This is a genomic window from Cedecea sp. VD22 (genome assembly GCF_037150195.1).
Taxonomy (GTDB): domain Bacteria; phylum Pseudomonadota; class Gammaproteobacteria; order Enterobacterales; family Enterobacteriaceae; genus Cedecea.
On the sequence record NZ_JBBCPX010000005.1, the window covers coordinates 236007 to 256473 of the forward strand.

The 20467-nt window shown below is 57.0% G+C and carries 17 protein-coding genes; 9 read left to right on the forward strand and 8 right to left on the reverse strand.

The features are described from left to right. The first annotated feature begins 57 nt into the window (after positions 1 to 57). Together WFK85_RS12650 and WFK85_RS12655 are read left to right on the forward strand one after the other, a co-directional pair. A complete protein-coding gene (locus WFK85_RS12650) occupies positions 58 to 1845 on the forward strand; it encodes an adenine deaminase C-terminal domain-containing protein (RefSeq protein WP_166993443.1) in 1788 nt (595 codons plus the stop codon). Positions 1846 to 1861: 16 nt separating this feature from the next. Then, complete coding sequence (locus WFK85_RS12655) at positions 1862 to 3205, forward strand: NCS2 family permease (RefSeq protein ID WP_008460050.1); 1344 nt, start codon at positions 1862 to 1864, stop codon at positions 3203 to 3205. A gap of 47 nt (positions 3206 to 3252) precedes the next feature. Here WFK85_RS12655 and hldE read toward each other — a convergent pair whose 3' ends face one another. From hldE to WFK85_RS12670, 3 genes are read right to left on the reverse strand one after another with little or no spacing between them, the layout of a single operon-like run. Continuing rightward, positions 3253 to 4680 (reverse strand): bifunctional D-glycero-beta-D-manno-heptose-7-phosphate kinase/D-glycero-beta-D-manno-heptose 1-phosphate adenylyltransferase HldE, encoded by a 1428-nt coding sequence (hldE, locus tag WFK85_RS12660; RefSeq protein ID WP_166876997.1) that lies wholly within the window; start codon positions 4678 to 4680, stop codon positions 3253 to 3255. A gap of 49 nt (positions 4681 to 4729) precedes the next feature. Continuing rightward, positions 4730 to 7588, reverse strand: coding sequence for a bifunctional [glutamate--ammonia ligase]-adenylyl-L-tyrosine phosphorylase/[glutamate--ammonia-ligase] adenylyltransferase (glnE, locus tag WFK85_RS12665; RefSeq protein WP_166993441.1), 2859 nt, complete (start codon positions 7586 to 7588; stop codon positions 4730 to 4732). A gap of 23 nt (positions 7589 to 7611) precedes the next feature. Continuing rightward, on the reverse strand, positions 7612 to 8910 hold the full coding sequence (locus WFK85_RS12670; protein ID WP_166993438.1) for a CYTH domain-containing protein: 1299 nt from the start codon (positions 8908 to 8910) through the stop codon (positions 7612 to 7614). Positions 8911 to 9145: 235 nt separating this feature from the next. Here WFK85_RS12670 and WFK85_RS12675 point away from each other — a divergent pair, with 235 nt between their 5' ends. Together WFK85_RS12675 and WFK85_RS12680 are read left to right on the forward strand one after the other, a co-directional pair. Further along, a complete protein-coding gene (locus WFK85_RS12675) occupies positions 9146 to 9766 on the forward strand; it encodes a TIGR04211 family SH3 domain-containing protein (protein ID WP_008460042.1) in 621 nt (206 codons plus the stop codon). A gap of 81 nt (positions 9767 to 9847) precedes the next feature. Next, on the forward strand, positions 9848 to 11089 hold the full coding sequence (locus WFK85_RS12680) for a multifunctional CCA addition/repair protein (protein ID WP_166993436.1): 1242 nt from the start codon (positions 9848 to 9850) through the stop codon (positions 11087 to 11089). A 12-nt stretch (positions 11090 to 11101) separates the two neighbouring features. On the opposite strand, the gene bacA is transcribed toward WFK85_RS12680, so the two are convergent. Together bacA and folB are read right to left on the reverse strand one after the other, a co-directional pair. Then, positions 11102 to 11923 carry an undecaprenyl-diphosphate phosphatase gene (gene bacA, locus WFK85_RS12685; protein WP_008460040.1) on the reverse strand — a complete coding sequence of 274 codons (822 nt, stop codon included), beginning with the start codon at positions 11921 to 11923 and terminating at the stop codon, positions 11102 to 11104. 115 nt (positions 11924 to 12038) lie between these two features. After that, on the reverse strand, positions 12039 to 12407 hold the full coding sequence (folB, locus tag WFK85_RS12690; protein ID WP_166867010.1) for a bifunctional dihydroneopterin aldolase/7,8-dihydroneopterin epimerase: 369 nt from the start codon (positions 12405 to 12407) through the stop codon (positions 12039 to 12041). 107 nt (positions 12408 to 12514) lie between these two features. Here folB and plsY point away from each other — a divergent pair, with 107 nt between their 5' ends. After that, complete coding sequence (plsY, locus tag WFK85_RS12695) at positions 12515 to 13135, forward strand: glycerol-3-phosphate 1-O-acyltransferase PlsY (protein WP_008460038.1); 621 nt, start codon at positions 12515 to 12517, stop codon at positions 13133 to 13135. Positions 13136 to 13213: 78 nt separating this feature from the next. On the opposite strand, the gene WFK85_RS12700 is transcribed toward plsY, so the two are convergent. Both WFK85_RS12700 and trpC read right to left on the reverse strand, forming a co-directional pair. After that, complete coding sequence (locus WFK85_RS12700; RefSeq protein ID WP_008460037.1) at positions 13214 to 13444, reverse strand: hexameric tyrosine-coordinated heme protein; 231 nt, start codon at positions 13442 to 13444, stop codon at positions 13214 to 13216. Positions 13445 to 13593: 149 nt separating this feature from the next. Further along, entirely contained in the window at positions 13594 to 14388 is a 795-nt protein-coding gene (gene trpC, locus WFK85_RS12705; RefSeq protein ID WP_336707702.1) for an indole-3-glycerol phosphate synthase TrpC, read from the reverse strand. 192 nt (positions 14389 to 14580) lie between these two features. Here trpC and WFK85_RS12710 point away from each other — a divergent pair, with 192 nt between their 5' ends. Beyond that, entirely contained in the window at positions 14581 to 15027 is a 447-nt protein-coding gene (locus WFK85_RS12710) for a cupin domain-containing protein (RefSeq protein ID WP_336707700.1), read from the forward strand. Between the two features lie 45 nt (positions 15028 to 15072). On the opposite strand, the gene tsaD is transcribed toward WFK85_RS12710, so the two are convergent. Then, positions 15073 to 16086, reverse strand: coding sequence for a tRNA (adenosine(37)-N6)-threonylcarbamoyltransferase complex transferase subunit TsaD (gene tsaD / locus WFK85_RS12715; protein WP_039300165.1), 1014 nt, complete (start codon positions 16084 to 16086; stop codon positions 15073 to 15075). A gap of 249 nt (positions 16087 to 16335) precedes the next feature. Here tsaD and rpsU point away from each other — a divergent pair, with 249 nt between their 5' ends. From rpsU to rpoD, 3 genes are all read left to right on the forward strand, one after another. After that, positions 16336 to 16551 carry a 30S ribosomal protein S21 gene (gene rpsU, locus WFK85_RS12720; protein WP_001144069.1) on the forward strand — a complete coding sequence of 72 codons (216 nt, stop codon included), beginning with the start codon at positions 16336 to 16338 and terminating at the stop codon, positions 16549 to 16551. Positions 16552 to 16704: 153 nt separating this feature from the next. Further along, positions 16705 to 18450: a DNA primase gene (gene dnaG / locus WFK85_RS12725; protein ID WP_008460032.1), complete on the forward strand. Its 1746-nt coding sequence runs from the start codon at positions 16705 to 16707 to the stop codon at positions 18448 to 18450. 150 nt (positions 18451 to 18600) lie between these two features. Continuing rightward, positions 18601 to 20445 (forward strand): RNA polymerase sigma factor RpoD, encoded by a 1845-nt coding sequence (gene rpoD / locus WFK85_RS12730; RefSeq protein WP_008460031.1) that lies wholly within the window; start codon positions 18601 to 18603, stop codon positions 20443 to 20445. Positions 20446 to 20467: the final 22 nt, after the last annotated feature.

Sequence of the window (20467 nt, forward strand, 5' to 3'; positions counted from 1 at the left end):
GCAAAGCGTATTCCCCTGCCTAGAGTAGCCGCCAGAGCCCCTGTTTTGGAACCTGTCATGACTCCTGCTGATTTACGTCGCCGCGCGGTGAAAGCCGCTCTCGGCGAAACGCCTTTCGACCTGCTGCTCATCAATGGCCGGATCGTGGATATGGCCACCGGTGAAATCCGTGAGGCGGATGTCGGTATCGTCGGTACGCTCATCGCCAGCGTACATCCACGCGGCAGCCGCGAAGATGCCGCCCAGACTCACGATCTCGCCGGAAACTATCTCAGCCCAGGGCTGATGGATACCCACGTCCACGTTGAAAGCTCCCACCTGCCGCCCGCGCGCTATGCGGAAATTGTCGTTGCCCAGGGCACCACAACGATTTTTTGGGATCCGCACGAGCTGGCGAACGTGCTCGGTATTGAGGGCGTGCGTTACGCCGTTGACGCCAGCCGCAACCTGCCGCTACGCGTGATCTGCGCGGCCCCGTCCAGCGTGCCTTCAACGCCGGGCCTGGAAATGTCCGGCGCTGATTTTGCCGGGAAAGAGATGGAAACACTGCTTTCATGGCCGGAAGTGGCGGGCGTAGCCGAAGTGATGGATATGCACGGCGTGCTGAACGGCAGCGAAAGAATGCTGGAGATTCTTAACGCTGGCCTGGAAAGCGGCAAACTGATTGAAGGACACGCCCGCGGCCTGAATGGCGCGGGATTACAGGCCTACCTTGCCGCTGGCGTGACGTCAGATCATGAACTGACTTCCGCCGCCGACGCGCTGGAAAAACTGCGTGCCGGGCTGACCCTGGAGATTCGCGGGTCACATCCGTATTTGCTGCCAGAGATCGTCGCCGCGCTGAACGGCCTGCCGCATCTGTCATCGCAGGTCACCGTCTGCACCGACGACGTGCCGCCGGACATGCTGCTGGCGAAAGGCGGTATCGTTGCCCTGCTGAACTTGCTCATCGAGCACGGCATGAAAGCCGAAGATGCTTTGCGCCTGGCCACGCTGAACGCCTCGCTGCGCCTGCAACGCCCGGATCTCGGCCTGATTGCCGCGGGCCGCACTGCCGACCTGGTGGTCTTCGATACGCTGGAAAAACTGAGCGCTCAAACCGTTTATGTCGCCGGGAAACTCATCGCGGAACAGGGAAAAATGTTGGAGCCCGTCGCGGCACCGTCCATCGTTCCCCCGCGAGACACCGTCCGACTTCAGTCGCTCAGCCCGAACGATTTTGTTCTCAAGGTGCCAGTGAATAATGGGCGCGCGCGCCTGCGCCACATCAAGGGCGCGCGCTTCACCCAGTGGAGCGAAGTCGAGGTGGAAGTCCGGCACGGCGAAGTTCAGGTCCCGGACGGCTTCAGCCTGATTTGGGTTCAGCATCGCCACGGTCGCCATGAGGCAAAACCACAGCTGGCGCTGCTCGAAGGCTGGGGTGAGCTGCGCGGCGCGATTGCCACTACCTATTCACACGACTCGCACAACCTCGTTGTCCTCGGCAGAGATCCGCAGGACATGGCGCTCGCCGCCAACGCGCTGATCGCCTGTGGAGGCGGGATGGCGCTGAGCCAGAACGGACAGATGCTGGCGAAGGTGGAAATGCCGATTGCCGGGATGCTCTCCGACCTGCCCGCCGCCGACCTGGCGCAGCAGTTTGCTCAACTCCGTGAATTGAGCAATAAAGTCGCCGACTGGGAGCCACCGTACCGAGTTTTCAAGGCCATCGAAGGCACCTGCCTGGCCTGTAACGCCGGGCCACATCTGACCGACCTGGGATTGACGGACGGCAGTACTCGCCAGATCGTCGACCCGCTTATTGAATGCCACGAACACCCGGCAGACGCACACACAACACATTAATCCGGAGAGCCAAGTAATGGCCGAAAATTCAGTGTCTCAGGCCGCCAGCGAAAGCTGGCTGGAGCGGCGATTCCAGCTTCGCAGCCGCCAAAGCAAAGTGAAAACCGAATGCCTCGCGGGCATCACTGGCTTTCTCGCCGCCGCCTATTTGCTGGTTGTTATCCCTGGCCTGCTGGCCGTGGGCGGGATGGATAAAGGTGCGGCAACCACCGGGACGATCGTTGTTTTTGTCCTCGGCACGCTGCTGATGGCGTTTTACGGCAACCTGCCGTTTATTGTCGGGCCGGGCATCGGCGGTTCGGTGCTGGTCGGCGTGACGCTTGCCGGGAGTGAGCATATTGGCTGGCAGATTGGCCTCGGCATCGCCTGCTGGTCAGGCATTCTGTTCTTTGCGCTTACCCGCCTTGGCCTGCGTGAAGTGGTCACGCGCTCGGTACCGCAGTCGATCAAGCTTGGGCTGACGGCCTCCATCGGCCTGTTTGTTGCGGTGCTGGGCTTCCGCAACGCCGGGCTGGTGCTCGCCAACGCCAAAACCAACGCGCTGGCGCTCGGTGACTTCACTTCTGCTGGCGCTGTCGTGGCGTTGTGCGGCCTGTTCCTGGCGATTGCGCTTCAGGCTCGCCGCGTGCCGGGAGCCATTTTATGGGCGATTCTGTTTGCCACTCTGGTCGGTATTCCTCTGGGCGTCACTCACCTGCCGCAGAGCTTTATCGCCATGCCGCACTCGCTGACGCCGGTGCTGGGGCACGTGGATATGCTCGGCGCGCTGAATATCGCCTTCCTGCCGTTCCTGTTTGTCTTCTTTGCCTCAGAGTTTTTCTCCACCATGGGCACGACGCTGGCGGTGGGTGGCGAGGCTGGCCTGCTGGACGAACATGGCAACATGCCGCACATCAACCGCCCGTTTATGGTGGATTCCATTGCCGCCGCGCTAGGCCCGTGGGTCGGCATTCCGGCGGCTACCGCGCTGATTGAGTCTTCAGCGGCGGCAGAAGCGGGCGGTAAAACCGGCCTCACCGCGCTGGCGGCAGCGGTAATGTTCCTGCTGATGCTGCTGTTTACCCCGGTGGCATTGATGATCCCGAAAGAGGCAACCGCGCCCGCGCTGATCCTTATCGGCCTGAACATGTTCAGCGGCCTGCGCAAAGTGGATCTGGGCAACTTCACCGAAGGTCTGCCGGTGCTGATGATGGTGATGATCACGCTTATCGCCAACAGCTTCGGGACCGGGATCGCTGGCGGCCTGCTGTTCTATATCATCATTAAGGTGATTGCCGGTAAATGGCGTGAAATCCCGGTGGGGCTTTACCTGCTGGCCATTCCGCTGGCGTACTACTTCGCCACGTTGGTGAAGCACTAGAAACAGAAAAGCCTCTCAAACGAGAGGCTTTTTTCTTAACGGCCAATTTAGCCGTTATTTTGAATCTTCTTGATGATATTGGTGGTGGAGCAGCCATCTTCGAAGTTCAGTACCATCACTTCCCCGCCGTTGGCCCAAACCTCTTTGCTCCCGGCAATCTGTTCTGGTTTGTAGTCGCCGCCCTTCACTAAACGATCCGGCAGGACTTCACCAATCAGGCGCTGAGGCGTGTCTTCTTCAAACAGTACCACCCAGTCCACCGCTTCCAGCGCAGCCAGCACAATCATGCGCTGATCCTGCGGGTTAACCGGCCGGGTTTCCCCTTTCAGACGTTTGGTTGACGCGTCGCTGTTAACCGCGACAATCAGGCGGTCACCCAGCTTGCGCGCGTTGGCCAGATAGGAAACATGGCCCGCATGCAGAATATCGAACACGCCGTTGGTCATCACCACGCGCTCACCGCGCTTGCGGGCAGCGGCAACCGCAACTTTCAGCTCGGCTTCGGTCATCACGCCAAAACCCGTTTCCGCGCGACCGCGCACCGCGTTTTCCAGCTCGACCGGAGAAACGGTTGATGTCCCCAGCTTGCCAACCACCACGCCAGCTGCGGCATTCGCGAAGTAACAGGCTTCTTCCAGCGAGTTCCCCGCCGCAAGCGTTGCCGCCAGCACGCCGATCACCGTGTCACCGGCCCCGGTCACGTCATAGACTTCCTGTGCCTGAGTCGGCAGATGGAAAGGCTCAATGCCCGGCTGCAGAAGCGTCATGCCTTGTTCTGAACGCGTCACCAGCAGCGCCGACAGTTCATAATCGGCAATAAGCTTCATGCCACGTTCCACCAGCTCGGCTTCGGTTTTGCACTTGCCGACCACGGCTTCAAATTCTGAAAGGTTCGGAGTCAGCAGCGTTGCGCCACGGTAGCGCTCAAAGTCAGTCCCTTTCGGGTCGATGAGGACCGGGACTTTGGCAACACGTGCCAGGCGAATCATCTGCTGTACGGTCGCCAGAGCGCCTTTTGCGTAGTCGGAAAGCACCAGCGCACCAATCTGCGGCAGCGCCTGGCTGATACGTTCGTGCAGCGGCTCAGGATCGACGCCCTCAAACCCTTCTTCGAAGTCGAGGCGAATCAGCTGCTGGTTGCGGGACAGCACGCGCAGCTTGGTAATCGTCGGGTGAGTCGGAACAGAAACGAAGTCACACTTCACGTTGACCCCGGCCAGGCTCTGGCTGAGCGCGCGCGCCGCATCGTCAATGCCGGTCAGGCCAACCAGGCGAGAATTCGCGCCCAGCGAAGCAATGTTCATCGCCACGTTAGCCGCGCCACCAGGGCGTTCTTCGATGGTATCGACTTTCACCACCGGCACCGGGGCTTCCGGCGAAATACGGCTGGTTGGGCCGTACCAGTAGCGATCCAGCATCACATCACCAACCACCATGACGCCTGCACGGCTGTATTCGGGCAGCGTTACTTTCATTCCTGACTCTCCAGCGAGGGATAAAATTTTGCGCGGGATGATAACATAATTACTCTCCCGCGTGCGTTTGCGGCTCGCCAAGCCAGGTTTGCCAGCTCCGACGCACCTGCTCACGCTCTTTCGCAAAGGCGTCCAGCGCAACGTGGCCCGGCAATTCCTGCAGCGCCAGATGGTGCAATTCATCCCGCAGCGTGACATAGGCATGCGTCAACGCTTTGGCCTCGGCTTCATCCATGATGTCGTTCTGCGCCATCAGTTCCAGGATGCGCACGTTATCGGACCAGCGGGTTAGCTTCGGCGCTTCGCTGGCATAGCGCAGCACCAGATATTGCGTAATAAATTCGATGTCGGTGATCCCACCCTCATCGGCTTTAATATCAAAGCGATCGCGGTGCTTATTGCCCAAATGCGCGCGCATTTTTTCACGCATCTCGCGCACTTCTACCTGCAGGGCTTCCCCTTCACGCGGCGTGCACAGGATCTCGCGGCGGATGGCGTCAAACTGGCGGTTAAGCGCCGGATCGCCGTACACCACACGGGCGCGAACCAGCGCCTGATGTTCCCAGGTCCAGGCTTCATTCTTCTGATAATCAGCAAACGATTCTGCGGTGGTGACCAGCATACCTGCCGCACCGGACGGCCTGAGGCGAGCGTCAACTTCGTACAAAATCCCGGTTGAGGTACGCGTGCTAAACAGATGCATGATGCGCTGCGCCAGGCGCAGATAGAACTGACGGCCATCGATTTCACGCTCGCCGTCCGTCATCACTTCCATCGGGCAATCATGCAGGAAAACCAGATCCAGATCGGAACTGTAGCCCAGCTCCCAGCCGCCGAGTTTGCCATAGCCCAGCACGGCAAAGCCGCGCCCTTCTCTGTTCTGCAAATGACGAGGCTGGCCGTAGCGCGCCACCATTTGCGCCCAGGCACGCTGCACCACCGCATCGAGAATCGCTTCCGCAAGCCAGGTCAGATGGTCGCTGACCTTCATCACCGGCAAGGTGCCAGCGATATCGGCCGCCGCCACGCGCAGCATCTGCGCCTGCTTGAACTGACGCAACGCTTCCAGCTGCTGCTCTTCGTCTTCGTCCGGCACGCGCAGCAGATATTGACGCAGTTCGTCGCGATAGGCGTCCATTGCCGTGGGCTGATACAGCGTATTAGGGTCGAGCAGTTCATCCAGCAGCAGCGGATAGCTGGCAAGCTGCGCGGCAATCATCGGCGAGGCCGCACAGAGCGTAATCAGGTGTTTAAGCGCGCCGGGGAATTCACTTAACAGTTCCAGATAGGTCGTGCGGGTGAGGATCCCAAACAGCAGCGGCGTCAGACGGGAAAACGTCAGCGGCGCGTCGGCCCGGGAACAGACTTCACTCAGCAGGTGCGGCAGAAGTTGATCCAGCACCTGGCGGCCACGTGGGCCAATGGTGCGCTTGTCGATCTCCTGCCGGAAATGGCTAACTTGCTTCAGTAACTCTGCCCGCGCCTCAGCGCTCAAATGACTCAGCACCGCCATGTTTTCATCGGCGTCCAGGGCGTCGATCCACAGCTCGCGCCAGCCTTCAGCAACTTTATCTTCACCGGCTTCCGGCTCATCGTCGCCAATCAGATCGTTAAAGACCTGACGCACGTCGTTCATATGCAGCTGCAGCGTTTGCTGCAGGGCTTCCCAGTCAGTCGCCTGCATCGCCCAGGCCAGCCGGGCACGGTTTAGATCGTCACCGGGCAAGGTCTGCGTCTGCTCGTCGTTGATGCTTTGCAGTAAGTTTTCCAGCCGACGCAGGTAGAGGTAAGCCGCACGCAGTTTCTGGGCATCTTCTTCCGGCAGCAGATGAAGCTGTTGAATGGCTTCCAGGGTAGGCAGCAGCGAACGGGACTGCAGAGAAGGCTCCCGGCCACCGCGGATGAGCTGGAAGACCTGCACGATAAACTCGGTTTCGCGAATGCCGCCGGCGCCGAGCTTAATATTGTCCGTTAGCCCACGGCGACGGACTTCGCGGGCAATCATGCCCTTCATGTTTCGCAGGGACTGAATCACGCTGAAGTCGATGTAGCGGCGGAACACAAATGGCCGCAGCATGTTGCGTAGCTCCTGGCTCCAGACATCGTCGTTGTCGCCCATAATCCGCGCTTTTACCATCGCGTAGCGTTCCCAGTCGCGCCCCTGCTCCTGGTAATAATCTTCCAGCGCGGCAAAGCTCAGTACCAGCGGACCGCTGTCGCCAAACGGACGCAGACGCATATCCACGCGGTACACAAAGCCGTCCTGCGTTGGCTGGTCGAGGACTTTAATCAGGCGCTGCCCCATGCGGGTGAAGAACTGGGCGTTATCCAGTTCACGGCGCCCGCCCTGGGTGGAGCCGTTTTCCGGCCAGGCAAAAATCAGGTCGATATCGGAAGAGAAATTCAGTTCGCCTCCGCCCAGCTTGCCCATGCCAAGGATCAGCAGCGGCTGCGGCTCACCGGCGGCGTTGCAAGGCGTGCCCCATTCGCGGCAGCAGGCCGCATAAAGCCAGTCACGGGCGGCAACAATTAGCGTTTCCGCCAGCACGCTCAGCTGCTGCAGCGTGCTTTGCGTATCCACCTGCTCCAGCGCCTGCGCCCAGGCGATACGCACCATGATACGGCGACGGAAAAACCGCAGCGCTTTCATCAATGCCGCTTCGTCGTGCACATCCTGCAGATCCTGCTGCAGCCAGGCGGCATAATGTTGCCATTCGTCAGCCGTAGGGGCGTCCTGCTGCAGGGTTTGCAGCCAGGCGGGATACGCCACCACGCTGTCACCAACAAAATCACTTATCGCCAGCACCGCGCGAGCTTCTTCGCTCAGTGTCAGGGAGTCAATCTCTTGCGGCAGGCGCGGCAAAAACGCCTGCAGGTGCTGCTGTAACAAAGGGGTCAGCGCCATCATGGTGGGTATCCGTTACCAGTCTATTATTTCCCGCTGTGCAGCCAGAAAGGCGCCTGCGAGATCGCTTCGTTTCGGTAATGCTCAATTTCTATGCGCTGGCGGGTAACAATGGCGTGACGCAACCCCTGCCAGTTTTCCAGCCACGGCTGGGTTTGCGCATCGCTGTACACCCCGGCCAGCAGGCGGATAGCATCCGTCTCACGCGCCAGACGCGGTAACTGGTCTGCGTATGCATCCCCCAGCGGGCGCTGGAACGTCTCTTTTAACTCAGCCGCATGGCGGGAAAGATGCGTATCCGCGAAACGTTTAAAGGAACTATCCAGCTTCGCGCGGCCTTTCTCATCAATGAACGGCTGCCACTGGCGCTCCACCAGCCAGCGGGTCAGCGCCAGCTTAGCGCTGCTCGCCTGCGCGCTATAGACAATCACTTCGGCTTTTTCGTCACCGGCAAAGCGTGCTTCGAGCGCAATCAGCTGCTCACGTAAGTGGGTGCTCGCTTTTCTTGGAATGATGCCGCCAAAAAGCGCGAGGGCATGGCGCACCAGGCCCACGGCGTCAATCACCTGCTGCTTAGCCGCTTTCACGCCGCTAAGCCATAATTCTTCATGGTACAGCCAGTGGGCGAGCGCCAGCTCCAGAGCACCTTCCAGCCCCTGCTCAACGTTGGCTTTAGCCGGCGGATACAGTACGCCCAGCGGTTTCACTTCGCGCACCGCATTGCCCTGGGCCAGGTGATAGCCCCGTGCCGCCTTGCTCAGGCTGCCCTGACGCAGGCCAGATTCGGTGACCAGACTTTCCGCCAGGGCCAGTAAATCCGCCGTCTCACCGCTCAGCAACTCAAGTTCAAGCTCGCAGATGGGAGTCTGGTGCTCACCGGCTTTCACTTCACCCAGATCCAACGCCAGTTCAATGCGGCTTTCACCGTGAGTAACTACCCACTTTTCGCGCGCAAAATCCGTACTGAACAGCGGCTTCACGTCGGCCTGTAAAGTCGCCACGTCCAGCCCTTCCGGCCAAACTTCTGCTGGCAGTAAAGCAAGATCCAGCTCGGGCTTGCTTAGCGCCACGTTGTATTCAGGACGCTGATGCAGCCCGCCGGTCACTCGCCCGGCGATTTTCATCGTCATTTCGTATTGCCCGGCATCGCCGCGAATACGCAGCCCCATGTCGTGGCGGCGCAGCAGGTTATCCGCCGTTTCATAATAAATATTGAGCAACTGACGCGGGTCGCTGTGCTCGCCCGGCAGGGCATTTAATTTGTCGCGCAGCGTGTCAAGCGCTGCAGGATTAACGATGAATTTAAGTTCGATTTCCTGGGCCATGTCTTCTTTACTTATGTTTACGTCACGCCAGGCGATCGCCTGGCGAACTAAATAGCGTCGATTAGGTCTGTAATAGTACGACAAAATACCCTGTCGGGTAGCGAATTTGCGGTAGGGCGGGAACGCCGGGTGGTCAAATTGACATCAGGATGATTCTCATTCAGGTTTACGGATTGCGCCGTCAGACTGTTGCCACTACTATCGTTCCACACTTTATGAAAATAACGACGAAATAATGCAGAAATTACGCCTGATTTGCCTCACTTTGCTCTCCCTTAGCGTTTCCGTCGTGGCTCATGCCGAAGAAAAACGTTATGTCTCTGATGAATTAAACACCTGGGTCCGCAGCGGCCCGGGCGATAACTACCGCCTGGTTGGCACCGTCAACGCAGGGGAACAAGTCACGCTGCTGCAAAGCAACGAAGAAACCAAATACGGCCAGGTACGTGACAGCAACGGGCGTACCTCCTGGATCCCCCTCGCGCAGCTAAGCACCACCCCAAGCCTGCGTACCCGCGTTCCCGATCTGGAAAACCAGGTCAAAACGCTGACAGACAAGCTGAACAACATCGACACGACCTGGAACCAGCGTACCGCTGAAATGCAGCAGAAAGTGGCCCAGAGCGACACCGTGATTAATGGCCTGAAGGACGAGAATCAGCAGCTCAAAAACCAGCTTATCGTCGCCAAGAAAAAGGTGGATGCCGCCAACGTCCAGCTTGACGACAAACAGCGTGCCATCATCATGCAATGGTTTATGTACGGCGGCGGCGTGGCAGGGTTTGGCCTGCTGATTGGCCTGCTGCTTCCGCACATGATCCCAAGCCGCAAGAAGAAAGACCGCTGGATGAACTAGTGACGGCACATTAGCCGTTGATTCCCCCTCGCATCTACACTTACCATTCGTGGTTCAATAACGGTGCCTGGGGTGTAAAGCGTGAAGATTTATCTTGTCGGTGGTGCGGTTCGTGACGGGTTATTAAAACTGCCGGTTAAGGATAAAGACTGGGTTGTGGTTGGGGCGACGCCTCAGCAAATGCTGGACGAAGGCTACGAGCAGGTCGGAAAAGACTTCCCGGTGTTTCTGCATCCTCAATCCCACGAAGAGTATGCGCTGGCCCGTACCGAAAGGAAATCGGGCCAGGGTTATACCGGCTTTACCTGCTATTCGGCCCCGGACGTCACGCTTGAACAGGATCTCCTGCGTCGCGACCTGACGATCAACGCTATTGCCCAGGATGAGAATGGCGAGCTTATCGACCCGTATAACGGCCTTGCCGATATCGAGCGTCGCCTGCTTCGCCATGTTTCACCGGCGTTCAATGAAGACCCGCTGCGCGTGCTGCGCGTGGCGCGTTTTGCTGCACGTTATGCCCATCTTAATTTCCAGATAGCGCCAGAAACACTCGCCCTGATGCGCTCCATGACGGACAACGGCGAAATTGCGCATCTCACCGCCGAACGCGTGTGGAAAGAGACGGAAAATGCGCTGACCAGCCGCAATCCGCAGGTCTTTTTTGCCGTACTACGCGAATGCGGCGCCCTGAAAGTTCTGTTCCCGGAAATAGACGCGCTTTACGGTGTCCCCGCGCCGGCCAAATGGCATCCGGAGATCGACACCGGTATTCATACGCTGATGACGCTGTCTATTGCCGCGCAGCTTAGTCCGGCGGTAGATGTGCGTTTCGCCACGCTGTGTCACGATCTCGGAAAAGGGCTGACGCCAAAGGAAAAATGGCCCAGCCACCACGGCCACGGCCCGGCGGGCGTTAAGCTTGTGGAGCAACTTTGTGCTCGCCTGCGCGTACCAAACGAGATTCGTGATCTGGCTAAACTGGTCGCAGAATTCCACGACCTGATCCATACCTTCCCGATTTTGCAGCCCAAAACGGTGATCAAGCTGTTCGACGCCATTGACGCCTGGCGCAAGCCGCAGCGCGTGGAGCAAATCGCCTTAACCAGCGAAGCAGATGCTCGCGGACGCACCGGCTTTGAGGCCAGCGATTATCCGCAGGGCAGAATGCTTCGCGCGGCCTGGATTGCCGCGCAGAGCGTAACCAATAAAGAAGTGATAGAAGCAGGCTTCAGCGGCCCGGCGATCCGTGAAGAATTAACGAAGCGGAGAATTAAGGCCGTTGCGGCCTGGAAGGAAGCGAATTGCCCCCAGCCGCAAGGCTGAGGGCCGCTGCCACTAGGTGAAGATAAAGAACACCACGGCGGCAACAATAAAACGGTAAATCGCAAACGGAATAAACGAAATACGCTTGATGAGTTGCAGGAAGGTTTTGATGGCGACCAGCGCCACGATAAACGCCGTGACAAAGCCCACGGCAAACATCGGCAGATCACCCATCGTCAGGAAGCCGATGCTCTTGTAGAGATCAAGCGCCGTCGCCCCCATCATCATTGGCACCGCCAGCAGGAATGAGAACTCAGAAGCCGCATAGCGACTAACGCCCATCAGCATCCCACCGGAAATCGTTGCCCCGGAACGAGAGAACCCCGGCCAAAGCGCCAGACACTGGAAGCAGCCAATCATAAACGCCTGACGATAGGTGATGTCGTCCACGCCTACGGCACGCGGTACCTTTGGCTTAAAGCACTCGGCGACAATCAGCAGCACGCCGCCAACCACCAGGGCATACATCACGTTGACCGGGTTAAACAGCGATTTAATGGCATCGTGCAGGACAAGGCCGAGCACTACCGCCGGGATCATAGCAAGCAAAATATGAATCAGAGAAAGACGGCCGGTACCTACCCCTTCATGCTCAGGAGGACGACCAAAGTGGATACCAATCAAACCAAACAGACGACGCCAGAACATCACCACCACGGCGAGAATAGAACCCAGTTGAATAACCACTTCAAAGGTTTCCGCCGTTTGCCCCTCGAAGCCTAAAAGATGCCCTACGATGATCATGTGCCCGGTAGACGATACCGGTAAAAACTCCGTTAAACCTTCCACAACGCCAAGAATGGCGGCTATCGCCAACGTTGGTAAATCGCTCATCACTTACCCCTCATCCCAAAAACGAACACAAAAAAACGGCACACGTTTGACGCCTGCCGCAAAAAGATACATCGTTAAGACCAGCCTTTCGCCGTTTGGTTTAACGTTCAGCCCATTATTTGCTTTGTTTCAGATTACCGCCACGCTCGATGATAACGCCCACGTTAGCGGCCTGTGCAACAGCGCCGGGCTTGCTCACCTTCAGCCGAATCCACGGTGAATTAAAGCGGGTCAGCAGCAGTTCCGCAACCTCTTCAGCAACGCGCTCCACCAGCGCAAAACGCCCCCCGCTCACGTGCTTTATAACCGCTTCGCTGACATCCGCATAGCTGAGGCAGTCGTTGACATCATCACTGCCTGCGGCTTTGCGGTTATCCCAGGCCATTTCGATATCGAACACCAGCTTCTGTTCAATGGTTTGTTCCCAGTCGTAAACACCAATAGTGGTGATTACCGAAAGTTGCTCTATAAATACAATGTCCATCACGCCCTGCCCGGTTTTTAGTCATGCCGGATACCACTTCCGGCGAAATATGCGTATTATCCACAGATGCAAAGAAGACTTCGACACTTTCAACATGGAACAGCGTTATGAGTGCAATCGCGCCTGGTATGATTCTCCTCGCGTATCTTTGCGGCTCGATTTCTAGCGCCATTCTGGTGTGCCGCATTGCCGGTCTCCCCGATCCACGCGAGAGCGGCTCCGGTAACCCAGGAGCAACCAATGTGTTACGCATTGGCGGCAAAGGTGCAGCCGTAGCGGTACTAATTTTTGATGTGCTGAAAGGCATGCTGCCGGTCTGGGCGGCCTGGGCCTTGGGTGTGACGCCCTTCTGGCTTGGCCTGATTGCTATTGCCGCCTGCATGGGCCATATTTGGCCAGTATTCTTTAAGTTTCAAGGCGGTAAAGGCGTCGCCACGGCGTTTGGCGCCATTGCACCTATCGGCTGGGATTTAACCGGCGTGATGGCGGGAACTTGGCTGCTAAGCGTACTTCTGAGCGGCTATTCTTCCCTCGGTGCCATTATCAGCGCGCTGATAGCCCCGTTTTATGTCTGGTGGTTCAAACCGCAGTTTACCTTCCCGGTGGCAATGCTCTCCTGCCTGATCCTGATGCGCCATCACGACAATATTCAGCGCCTGTGGCGAGGCCAGGAAACGAAAATCTGGGCGCGATTTAAAAAGAAAAAGAAAAAAGACGAGTCTGAATAAGACAGGATTATTCGAGCCCTGTAGAAACAACAAAGGAGTGATAAATCACTCCTTTTTCTTAGGTAAATCAGCTAAGCACTAATCCTTCCAGTAATTATTCGCCGCAGCAATCGTCTGGAAATGAATCGCGATGACCTGAGATGACGCAATCAGCGCATCGGCATCATTCGCGTAGACCGGACGCAGCTTTTTCAGCACTTCCGGGTCCGGCTGTACGGTTTTGACTCCCCGACGGCTCAGCGTCACCGCTAGTTCATATCCTGCCTGCGGATCGTCAGCGATCAGCGTTGTTAACCATTTATCGCTCATATTGTCCCACTCATTATCGTTATTGTATAAATTGCATTTATTATGCACTTTAAGTGCACGACATTTATCAACATAATCCTGGCAAAAATCAATAAAAAAGCCCGCTATCTCAGCGGGCTTTAGCTCTGGTTTAACATGTATTCTGCCGTTTACCGAGCGGGGAAAAACATCGCAGCTAGCTCCTGTCCCGGCTCATCTGCCCGCATAAAAGCTTCCCCCACGAGGAAGTTGTTCACGTTAGCTTCGCGCAGGCGAACCACATGTTCGCGCGTAGCGATGCCAGACTCGGTCACAACCATGCGATCTGCCGGCAGCTGTGCCAACAGGCTGATGGTGGTTTCTATCGTGGTCTCAAAGGTGCGCAAATTACGGTTATTGACACCGATAAGCGGCGTGGTCAACCGGAGCGAACGTTCCAGCTCATCGGCATCATGCACCTCTACCAGCACCGCCATGCCCAGCTCGTGGGCCTGCGCCTCAAGCTCCTGCATCTGGCCATCTTCAAGCGCAGAAACAATAAGCAGGATGCAATCCGCCCCCATCGCCCGGGCTTCCACAACCTGCCACGGATCGATCATAAAATCTTTGCGTAAAACCGGCACGTCGCAGGCAGCTCGCGCCTGCTGCAGATAGGTCGCGCTTCCCTGGAAGAACTGTTCGTCGGTTAGCACCGACAAACATGCAGCCCCACCCTGCTGGTAAGAAACAGCTATCTCAGCAGGATTGAAATTCTCACGAATCAACCCTTTCGATGGGCTGGCCTTTTTCACTTCGGCAATCACGCCCGCCAGGCCTGCATCACGCTTATGACGCAGCGCGGCAACAAAATCACGGTGGTTCTGAGCAGCGGCCTGTTCCGCAAGCTGGCTCAGGGAAATTGCTTTTTTGGCGGCGGCAATTTCTTCATGTTTAACGGCGATAATTTTGCTGAGGATATCGGACACAACATTCTCCAGGTTCAGTCGGGTATCACCTTAGAGTGCCGGATCCTGAGCTGAAAGTACCGGGCTAAGGCCGCTTTCGTTTGTTGCATATTATTACACTCCAGAGATGCAGCGCGGGATTTGGGGAGCTTAAAGTGGAGAGGAACAAAAAAACAGTTTCACCTGCAAAACACTTTTACTGAGGCCAACATCTTGAATACAACATCGCACTCAACGGCGCTGGAAGCATCGTCACAGTGGCTGCAAACGCGGCCGGGCGAAGCTTGCCTGATTCGCATCTCTGCGGAGCAGACCGGTGGACTTTACTCGGTGGTGGAGATCGTTTCACAGCCGGGCGACGGAACGCCGCTTCACGTTCATGCCAACGAAGATGAGTATGCCCTTGTCCTCGAGGGCACAGCCCGGATTGCCTACGGGGAAAAGGTTATTGATGCCAGCGCCGGCGAATCGCTGCTGTTAAAAAGAGGTATTCCACACGCATGGGCCAACAGAACCGATAAGCCCATGCGGCTGCTAATGACCTGTACACCCGGAGGCGTTGAGCAGGCGCTGCGGCTGATTGCTGCTCAGGATATGGACCAGCTGATGGCCATTGCCGAACAACTCGCAGTGACCGTGCTGGGCCCAACGCCTTTCTAGCCCAAATAAAAAAGGAGTGGTTCCCACTCCTTTTTTTCTCGTTTATCAGGCGGCGGGTAGCTCTGCCAGCGGCCAGCGCGGGCGAACGCTAACGCTCAGCTCGCCGGAAGTACCTGCTTTGAGGCGAATCATCCCGGCATAGGCGATCATGGCGCCATTATCGGTGCAAAATTCCGGCCGCGCGTAAAAGACTTCGCCCCGACGTTTGGTCATCATCTCGGCCAGCTTAGCGCGCAGGGTGCGGTTGGCGCTCACGCCGCCCGCCATCACCAGACGTTTAAAGCCGGTATGTTCGAGCGCACGTTTACATTTAATAGCCAGCGTATCCACCACCGCATCTTCAAAGGCGCGGGCGATATCCGCGCGAGTTTGATCGTCAGCGTCGTTATCACGAATGGTGTTTGCCGCGAAGGTTTTCAGGCCAGAGAAGCTGAAATCCATGCCCGGGCGGTCGGTCATAGGACGTGGGAAGGTGAAACGCCCCGGCGTACCCTGGGCCGCCATTTTGGAAAGCAGCGGCCCGCCTGGGTAGTCAAGCCCCAGCAGCTTAGCGGTTTTATCGAACGCTTCGCCTGCCGCATCATCGATAGACTCACCCAGCAGTTCATATTTACCAATGCCGGTGACGCTGATCAATTGGGTATGGCCGCCGGAAACCAGCAGCGCGACGAACGGGAACTCGGGCGGATTGTCTTCCAGCATCGGCGCCAGCAGGTGGCCTTCCATGTGGTGGACCGGCACGGCAGGCACGTCCCAGGCAAACGCCAGCGAGCGGCCAATGGTTGCGCCAACCAGCAGCGCGCCAACCAGGCCCGGCCCGGCGGTGTACGCCACGCCGTCGATATCTTTGGCGGTTAATCCCGCCTCTTTTAGGGCAGCCTGGATAAGCGGCACGGTCTTGCGAACGTGATCGCGGGAGGCCAGCTCCGGCACCACGCCGCCGTAGTCAGCGTGAAGTTTCACCTGACTATACAATTGGTTGGCTAATAACCCTTTCTCATCGTCATAAATGGCGATGCCGGTTTCATCACAGGATGTTTCGATTCCCAGTACACGCATGGCTTGTTTTACCTCTTTGGCCCGGCGCGAAGTTTAATCCCGGTGGCTTCCTTTGTAAAACTTTGCTGCCCCTGGACGGGACTAATGGTGTATAATCTGCGGTCCTGGAAGATACCGGCCCTAAAAGCCAGGTTTCTGGTCGTTCGGTGCTTTACAAAGCAGCAAGAGTTGCAGTAAAATTCCGCACCATTTTGAATTAAGCTGGCCTGTATGCCAGCGGCAAACCGAATTATTAAAGGTGAGAGTTACATGCCGGTAATTAAAGTACGTGAAAACGAGCCGTTCGACGTAGCACTGCGTCGCTTCAAGCGTTCCTGCGAGAAAGCAGGCGTTCTGGCGGAAGTCCGTCGTCGTGAGTTCTATGAAAAACCAACGACCGAACGTAAGCGCGCTAAAGCTTCTGCTGTGAAACGCCACGCGAAGAAACTGGCTCGCGAAAACGCACGCCGCACTCGTCTGTACTAATCTTCTGAGGATTCACTCCTCAACATCAGACTGAGTAGTAGTTATAAGGCCGTGCTTCCGAAAGGAATGCGCGGCTTATTCTCGTTTATAAACTGACATATCCCTGAGCTTTTAGGCCACCGCCTGAGAGATGACGGATATAGCATGGGGCCTATGGCTGGACGAATCCCGCGTGTTTTTATCAATGACCTGATCGCTCGCACCGACATCGTCGACCTGATCGATGCTCGCGTGAAGCTGAAAAAGCAGGGCAAGAACTACCACGCATGTTGTCCATTCCATAACGAGAAAACCCCCTCTTTCACCGTGAACGGTGATAAACAGTTTTACCACTGCTTTGGCTGTGGCGCACACGGTAACGCCCTCGACTTCCTGATGAACTACGACAAGCTCGAGTTTGTCGAAAGCGTTGAAGAGCTGGCGACCATGCACAACCTTGAAGTGCCGTACGAAGCGGGCAATGGCCCAAGCCAGATCGAACGACACCAGCGCCAAAGCCTGTATCAACTGATGGACGGCCTGAACGCCTTTTATCAGCAGTCCCTGAAGCAGCCCGCCGCAGAACCGGCGCGTCAGTATCTGGGCAAGCGTGGCCTGAGCGATGAGGTCATTAGCCATTTCGCCATCGGCTATGCGCCACCCGGCTGGGATAATGCGCTTAAACGCTTTGGCGGCAACAGCGAAAACCGCCAGGCGCTGACGGACGCAGGCATGCTGGTCACCAACGACCAGGGCCGCAGTTACGACCGTTTTCGCGAGCGGGTCATGTTCCCGATTCGCGATAAACGCGGCCGGGTCATCGGGTTTGGTGGACGCGTGCTGGGCGATGCCCTGCCGAAATACCTGAACTCCCCGGAAACCGACATTTTTCACAAGGGCCGCCAGCTGTATGGCCTGTATGAAGCCCAGCAGAGCCAGCCGGAACCGGCACGCCTTCTGGTAGTCGAAGGATATATGGATGTGGTGGCGCTGGCGCAGTACGGCATTTCCTACGCCGTTGCTTCCCTGGGTACCTCCACCACCGCCGATCATATTCAGTTGCTGTTCCGGGTGACAGATAATGTCGTCTGCTGTTATGACGGCGATCGCGCAGGACGAGACGCGGCATGGCGAGCGCTGGAAACTGCGCTACCTTATATGACGGACGGTCGTCAGCTGCGGTTTATGTTCCTGCCCGACGGTGAAGACCCGGATACGCTGGTGCGCAAAGAAGGAAAGGACGCGTTTGAAGCGCGGATGGAGCAGGCTCAGCCGCTCTCCACGTTCCTGTTTAACAGCCTGCTGCCGCAGGTTGATTTGAGTACGCCAGACGGAAGAGCGCGACTAAGCACGCTGGCTCTGCCGCTGATTAGCCAGGTACCCGGCGAAACGCTGCGTATCTATCTGCGCCAGGAGCTGGGCAACAAGCTCGGTATTCTGGACGACAGCCAGCTTGAAAAGCTGATGCCCAAACAGGTCGAGGGGGCAACACCTCGTCCGGCGCCTCAGCTAAAACGCACAACCATGCGTATACTGATAGGGTTATTGGTACAGAATCCGGAACTGGCTCCGCTGGTCCCGCCACTAAGCGGGCTGGATGCCGCAAAGCTGCCGGGTTTAACGCTGTTTAGCGACCTGGTTGACGCTTGCCTGGCGCATCCGGGGCTGACCACCGGGCAGCTACTGGAACAATATCGTGGCACAAATGAGGCCACAACCCTTGAAAAACTCTCGGCGTGGGACGATATAGCAGATAAGGACATTGCTGAAAAAACGTTCACCGACTCGCTGGACCATCTTTTTGAGTCGGCGCTGGAGCTGAGATTTGAAGAATTAATGGCACGTTCCAGAACGACGGGGCTGACCCCTGCGGAACGTGAAGAAGTTCGCGTGATCACGCAATCACGCGCCAAAAAATAGATTCGCGGCTTAACTGCCGAACATTGATCGGGTCACCCCCGAACGCCGCACGGACGGGCTGCGGCATAAAAATAAATCAGCCCTCGTACGTTATTGTTGGCGGCAACGCCTACCGACACAACCCTAATACTGAAGTGTGGATACCGTCTTATGGAGCAAAACCCGCAGTCACAGCTCAAGCTTCTTGTCCAACGTGGTAAGGAGCAAGGCTATCTGACCTATGCCGAGGTCAATGACCATCTGCCGGAAGATATCGTCGACTCCGATCAGATCGAAGACATCATCCAAATGATCAACGACATGGGCATTCAGGTGATGGAAGAAGCCCCTGATGCCGATGATCTTTTGCTTGCTGAAAACTCTAACAGCACCGATGAAGACGCGGAAGAAGCGGCTGCCCAGGTGCTGTCCAGCGTGGAGTCCGAAATTGGACGTACCACCGACCCCGTGCGTATGTACATGCGCGAAATGGGGACCGTTGAACTGTTAACCCGTGAGGGTGAGATCGATATCGCGAAGCGTATCGAAGACGGTATCAACCAGGTACAGTGCTCGGTTGCCGAGTACCCGGAAGCGATCACCTATCTGCTGGAGCAGTACGATCGCGTTGAAGCTGAAGAAGCACGCCTGTCAGACCTCATCACCGGCTTTGTTGACCCTAACGCGGAAGAAGATCTCGCGCCAACCGCAACCCACGTCGGCTCCGAACTCTCTCAGGAAGAGATGGACGACGATGAGGATGAAGACGAAGAGTCTGATGACGACAGCTCCGACGATGACAACAGCATCGACCCGGAACTGGCGCGCGAAAAATTTGGTGAGCTGCGCAAGCAGTACGAACTGACTCGCGACACCATCAAAGCGAAGGGCCGCAGCCACGCTGACGCCGCCGCGGAGATCCTGCAGCTGTCTGAAGTGTTCAAACAGTTCCGCCTGGTGCCGAAACAGTTCGACTACCTGGTCAACAGCATGCGCGTCATGATGGACCGCGTTCGTACCCAAGAACGTATCATCATGAAGCTGTGCGTTGAGCAGTGCAAAATGCCGAAGAAAAACTTCATCACGCTGTTCACCGGCAACGAAACCAGCGAAACCTGGTTCAACGCGGCCATTGCGATGAACAAGCCGTGGTCTGAGAAGCTGCATGAAGTCTCCGAAGACGTTCACCGCAGCCTGCAGAAACTGCAGCAGATCGAAGAAGAGACCGGCCTGACCATCGAGCAGGTAAAAGACATCAACCGTCGCATGTCCATTGGTGAAGCGAAAGCGCGCCGTGCGAAGAAAGAGATGGTTGAAGCCAACCTGCGTCTGGTTATTTCTATCGCTAAGAAATACACCAACCGTGGCCTGCAGTTCCTCGACCTGATTCAGGAAGGCAACATCGGCCTGATGAAAGCCGTGGATAAGTTTGAATACCGCCGTGGCTATAAGTTCTCGACTTATGCAACCTGGTGGATCCGTCAGGCTATCACCCGCTCTATCGCCGACCAGGCGCGTACCATCCGTATTCCGGTGCACATGATTGAGACCATCAACAAGCTCAACCGTATTTCGCGCCAGATGCTGCAAGAGATGGGCCGTGAGCCAACGCCGGAAGAGTTAGCCGAACGTATGCTGATGCCGGAAGACAAAATCCGTAAAGTGCTGAAAATTGCCAAAGAGCCTATCTCCATGGAAACGCCAATCGGCGACGATGAAGATTCGCATCTGGGTGATTTCATCGAGGACACCACCCTCGAGCTGCCGCTGGATTCTGCCACCTCCGAAAGTCTGCGTTCCGCAACGCACGATGTTCTGGCTGGCCTGACAGCGCGTGAGGCGAAAGTCCTGCGTATGCGCTTCGGTATCGACATGAATACCGACCACACGCTGGAAGAAGTGGGTAAACAGTTCGACGTTACCCGCGAACGTATCCGTCAGATCGAAGCGAAGGCGCTGCGCAAACTGCGCCACCCAAGCCGCTCTGAAGTCCTGCGTAGCTTCCTGGACGATTAATCGGTGTCAAAAATTGAAAAGC